The sequence below is a fragment of the Mesorhizobium sp. M2C.T.Ca.TU.002.02.1.1 genome (genome assembly GCF_003997225.1).
Genome location: NZ_RZTO01000527.1, coordinates 1 through 4457 on the forward strand (window position 1 = coordinate 1; position 4457 = coordinate 4457).

Annotated in this window: 7 protein-coding genes; 3 read left to right on the forward strand and 4 right to left on the reverse strand. The window is 62.8% G+C overall.

What is annotated here, in order from left to right; genetic code table 11:
• A complete protein-coding gene (locus EOD07_RS24025) occupies nucleotides 1-576 on the forward strand; it encodes a 2'-5' RNA ligase family protein (protein WP_127237212.1) in 576 nt (191 codons plus the stop codon).
• Between the two features lie 88 nt (nucleotides 577-664).
• A complete protein-coding gene (locus tag EOD07_RS24030) occupies nucleotides 665-1018 on the forward strand; it encodes a nuclear transport factor 2 family protein (protein ID WP_073988460.1) in 354 nt (117 codons plus the stop codon).
• A 92-nt stretch (nucleotides 1019-1110) separates the two neighbouring features.
• Here EOD07_RS24030 and EOD07_RS24035 read toward each other — a convergent pair whose 3' ends face one another.
• The gene (locus EOD07_RS24035; RefSeq protein ID WP_127237213.1) at nucleotides 1111-1590 is read right to left on the reverse strand and encodes an SRPBCC family protein; all 480 of its coding nucleotides are present in this window, start codon (nucleotides 1588-1590) and stop codon (nucleotides 1111-1113) included.
• Entirely contained in the window at nucleotides 1587-1940 is a 354-nt protein-coding gene (locus EOD07_RS24040; RefSeq protein ID WP_127237214.1) for a metalloregulator ArsR/SmtB family transcription factor, read from the reverse strand. Before EOD07_RS24040 ends, EOD07_RS24035 begins: the two co-directional genes overlap by 4 nt.
• 186 nt (nucleotides 1941-2126) lie before the next feature.
• On the opposite strand from EOD07_RS24040, the gene EOD07_RS24045 reads away from it, so the two are divergent.
• Nucleotides 2127-2468: an ArsC family reductase gene (locus EOD07_RS24045; protein ID WP_164772472.1), complete on the forward strand. Its 342-nt coding sequence runs from the start codon at nucleotides 2127-2129 to the stop codon at nucleotides 2466-2468.
• A 253-nt stretch (nucleotides 2469-2721) separates the two neighbouring features.
• On the opposite strand, the gene EOD07_RS24055 is transcribed toward EOD07_RS24045, so the two are convergent.
• Both EOD07_RS24055 and EOD07_RS24060 read right to left on the reverse strand, forming a co-directional pair.
• Nucleotides 2722-3078, reverse strand: a complete 357-nt coding sequence (locus EOD07_RS24055; RefSeq protein WP_127237216.1) for a DUF488 domain-containing protein — start codon at nucleotides 3076-3078, stop codon at nucleotides 2722-2724.
• A gap of 82 nt (nucleotides 3079-3160) precedes the next feature.
• Nucleotides 3161-4417, reverse strand: coding sequence for an aminopeptidase (locus EOD07_RS24060; protein ID WP_127237217.1), 1257 nt, complete (start codon nucleotides 4415-4417; stop codon nucleotides 3161-3163).
• Nucleotides 4418-4457 lie beyond the last annotated feature (40 nt).

The window sequence follows — 4457 nt, forward strand, 5'->3', positions numbered from 1 at the left end:
ATTCCCCCACTGCGGCCGAAGCGGCCGGACCGGGTCTTCTTCGGCTTGCTTTTGGAAGCAAAATACCGATCCGAATTTTGGGCACTGCAGAGGCGACTCTGCGATATCAACGGGATAACTGGATCGTTGCTGCTCAAGGAGCGGTTTCACGTCAGCCTGCAGCACGTCGGCGATTACAAAAGGCTGCGATCGAAAACTGAATTCGCAGCCAGTCGGTCCGGCCGTCTTGTTGAAATGCCTGCATTCGAAGTCACGTTTGGCCATGCCGTGAGTTTCGCCGGCCGGCCAGCAGCAAGGGGTAGGCCACCTTTGCGACCATTTGTGCTGCTGGCCGATGAGGGACCCGTCTGCGAACTCAGCCGGCTGATCGGCATTGCGATGAAGGCAAACGGCCTCAAGTCGGCGGATCATTTCGCCCCGCATATGACGCTCGCCTATGACGAGAAATTCGTCCCCAGGCAGCCGATCGAGCCAATCGGCTTTGTAGCAAGAGAGTTCGTCCTCGTTCACAGCCTGCGCGGCCTGACGATCTACAAGGATTTGAGCCGCTGGCCGCTGATGGCCGCGCCATCCTGACACGAATTGTCACCTGCGGAGCGGCGCACCGCTGGCAGGCGAACGATCGGTCCCTACTTGATGTCTTGTCCAACCCCGGGAGGAAATCATGACCACTGCGGAAATTGCCAAGGATTTCACCGAACTCCTCAAGAAGGGCGACAGCCACAGCGCCGCCGCGAAATACAATGCCGACGACATCGTCAGCTACGAAGCGATGGAAGGCCCGATGGCCGTTTGCAACGGCAAGGAAGCCGTCAAGCAGAAGGGCGAATGGTGGGAAGCCAACCACGAGGTTCACGGCGGTTCGGTCGAGGGGCCCTACGTCAATGGCGACCAGTTCGCCTTGCGCTTCAGCTTCGACGTGACGCCTAAGTCGACTGGCGAACGCGTCAAGATGGATGAGGTTGGCCTCTACACCGTCAAGAACGGCAAGATCAGCGAAGAGCGGTTCTACTACTGAGGCTTGCTGGCCTTAGGCTGCGAACGCCTTTCGCAGCATAATTTAGCAATCAGGCATGGCGGCCTCGGATCCCAAGCCGCCATGCCCGTTTCTCAGATCGTCTTCACATAGTCCGCCAGTTGGTCGGCAACCGTGCCCCAGCCGTCGAAGAACCCCATCTCCTCGTGGCTGTTGCGGGTTGCCTCGTCGCGGTGGATGGCGGTGGCGGTGTAGCGCGTACCCTTGCCCTCGGGCGTCAGCGCGATGACCGCAGTGATGAAGGGCTCGCCGGACGGCCGGTAGCCCGGCAGCAGCGCGTCGGTCCACACCAGCCGCTCGTTCGGCACGATTTCCAGATAGCAGCAGTGACGGTCATTGACCTCCTTGCCGTCGGGCGATTGCATGCGCGTGCGGAACAGGCCTCCGGGCCTGAGGTCGATCTCGCAATTGGTGATGACCCACGGCTTCGGCGTGAACCACTGCTTGACATGCTCCGGCTGCGTCCAGGCGCGCCACAGCAACTCGCGCGGCGCGTCGAGGAAGCGCTCCAGCGTCAGGTCCAGTTTCGGGTTCGGCTTGAATGGATAGCTCACTTTTCACTCTCCTTGAGGCTCATCACATAGGCGTCGAACTGGTCGAGGCGGCGCTCCCACAGCGCGCGCTGCTCGGCGAGCCAGTTTTCGGCAAGCTTCAGCGGTTCGGGCGAAAGGCTGTAGGTTCTGACGCGCCCGGCCTTTTGCGACTGCACCAGCCCGCAACCTTCCAGAACCTTGAGGTGCTCGACGAAGGAGGGAAGCGCCATGCCGAAGGGCTCCGCCAGCTCGCTGACCGAGGCCGGGCTTCTGTTCAACCGCTCCACCACACGCCTGCGTGTCGGATCGGCCAGCGCGCGAAAAATGCCGTCGACGGGCAGTGGGTTCTGGCTTGCTGCCTGCGGGCTCATGGCTGTTCCTTCCGGGACCGCGCGGCGGTCGGGCAATTGTTGCCCAAAAATACTTAGGAAAAAACCTTAGTATTGGCAAGGGCCAAAATCGCACCCGGCGCAAAGCGCTGGCAAAGCTTGTGGGGCCGGCCTAGGCTTCCACCGGATTCGAAACCCATCCGACAGAGGCCCCAATTGACCATCACCATGTATGGCATCACCACCTGCGACACGATCAAGAAGGCGCGCGTCTGGCTGGAGAGCCATGACGTGCCCTATCGTTTTCACGACTACCGGGCCGAGGGGATCGAGGCCGGGAAGCTGAACGGCTGGGTCGGCAAGGTCGGCTGGGAAAAGCTGCTCAACAAGGGCAGCACCACGTTTCGCGAGCTGCCGGAGGCGGACAAGGCCGGGCTGGACGAGAAGAAAGCGAAGAAACTGATGCTCGCCAAGCCGACGATGATCAAGCGTCCGGTGCTGGAGGTGGGGGAGCGGATTTTGGTGGGGTTCAAGGCTGAGGTTTATGAGGAGGCGGTTGGCGAGAAATAGGCGCGACTACTCTTAAGCCGCGTTCCTTCGCCCCCCTCTCTGTCCTGCCGGACATCTCCCCCTCAAGGGGGGAGATCAGCCGTCACGCCGGCCTTCGCCAATCGCAGACGTTACAAAACAAGCGCCTCGCCAAAGCTGCCAATCGCAGACGTTGTAAGATGAGCGCCGCGGCCAAAGCTGCCAATCTCCCCCCTCGAGGGGGAGATGTCCGGCAGGACAGAGAGGGGGGCGAAGAAACTCGACATCTCAGCAATCAGCTTGGGCTTTCCAAATATTCCGCCAGCGCCACCGCATTGTTATGCGCCTCGTCATGCGCGCCGTAGAGCAGCGTCACCTTGCCCTCACGCAACAGATCACGCAGCTCCGCTACCGCATCACCATTCGCGTCGAGCTCGGCCCGGTACCGCTTCTGGAACTCCGGCCAGCGCTCCGGCTCGTGGCCGAACCATTTGCGCAGCTCGTCGCTCGGCGCGATCTCTTTCAGCCATAGCGTCAATTCGGCGTCCTTCTTGCTGACGCCGCGCGGCCAGAGGCGATCGACCAGCACGCGCTGGCCGTCCGCCTTCGCCGGCGTCTCGTAAACCCGCTTGACCGCTACCTCAAAGGTCATCGTCGCACCTCCGTGGCCGAGCAATTCCGGGAAAGCCTGTCCGGCAGCCCCCACCCGGAATTGCGTAAAACAACGGGTCCTCTCAGGCCCACTCGCCCTTGCGCATCACCGGCACGCGGCTGCCGTCCTTGGCCACGCCGTCGATGTCGATCTTGTCCGAGCCGATCATCCAGTCGATGTGGATGAAGCTCTTGTTGCCGCCGCGCCGGGCAATCTCGTCCTGGCTGAGCGAGGCGCCGTTGACGAAGCACTTCGAATAGCACTGCCCGAGCGCGATGTGGCAAGCGGCGTTCTCGTCGAACAGCGTGTTGAAGAACAACAGCCCGCTCTTCGAGATCGGCGAGGAATGCGGCACCAGCGCCACCTCGCCGAGGCGGCGCGCGCCCTCGTCGGTGTCGAGCACCTTCTTCAGCACGTCCTCGCCCTTCGACGCCTTGGCCTCTACGATCCGCCCGCCTTCGAATCGCACCGAGATCTCATCGATCAGCGTGCCCTGGTAGGAGAGCGGCTTGGTCGAGGAGACGTGGCCCTCGACGCGCATCGCATGCGGCGTGGTGAAGACCTCCTCGGTCGGGATGTTCGGATTGCAGGTGATGCCGTTCTTCGCCGTCGAGGCGCCGCCCATCCATTCATGGCCATCCGCCAGCCCGACGGTGAGATCCGTGCCGGGGCCGGTGAAATGCAGCGCGTGGAAATTGTGCTCGTTGAGCCACTTCGTGCGCTCGGCCAAGGCGGCGTTGTGCGCCTTCCAGTTGCCGATCGGGTCCTCGACGTCGACGCGCGAAGCCGAGAAGATGGCGTCGGCGAGCTTCACCACCGCAACGTCGTCCGGCTCGCCCGGAAACACCTGGCGAGCCCAGGCGAGGTCGGGATAAGCGACGATGTTCCAGTTGATGTCGAAGCCGGTGATCTTCTCCAGCGCCGGCTGGTAGGCCATCGAGTTCGCCTTGTTGGCGCGCGCCACCTTGGCCGGATCTTGTGACGAGAGCAGCGACGGGTCCTCGCCGCGCACCGCGAGCCGCGCCGCATTGTTGGAAAAGGCTTTCGCCATGCCCTCGTAAAGCCAGCCGGCGGCGCGGTCGAAGCCGGCATCGGCGCCGTAGCGGAAGCGCGCCAGCGTGATCTCGTCGTCGTTGAAGATCGGCGTCACCAGCCCGGCGCCCGCCTTGTAGGCGTGCTCGACGATGCGCCGCGTCAGCGGCAGCGCCGCGATCGACGAGGTCAGCACCAGGTCCTGCCCGGGCTGCAGCTGCAGCCCGACCTTGACGGCGACTTCCGCCAGCCTGTCGAGCTTCACCGGGTCGATGCTTGCCGAAACGCCGCGCGAATGTGTGGTCATGATCCTGCCTGTCGTGATGTTGGGGTCCTCATCCTTACAT

Coding starts and splice junctions, on each gene's coding strand:
- EOD07_RS24040 (WP_127237214.1), bottom strand. CDS start 1,940: ATGAGCCCGCAGGCAGCAAGCCAGAACCCACTGCCCGTCGACGGCATT.
- EOD07_RS24060 (WP_127237217.1), bottom strand. CDS start 4,417: ATGACCACACATTCGCGCGGCGTTTCGGCAAGCATCGACCCGGTGAAG.
- EOD07_RS24030 (WP_073988460.1), top strand. CDS start 665: ATGACCACTGCGGAAATTGCCAAGGATTTCACCGAACTCCTCAAGAAG.
- EOD07_RS24055 (WP_127237216.1), bottom strand. CDS start 3,078: ATGACCTTTGAGGTAGCGGTCAAGCGGGTTTACGAGACGCCGGCGAAG.
- EOD07_RS24045 (WP_164772472.1), top strand. CDS start 2,127: ATGTATGGCATCACCACCTGCGACACGATCAAGAAGGCGCGCGTCTGG.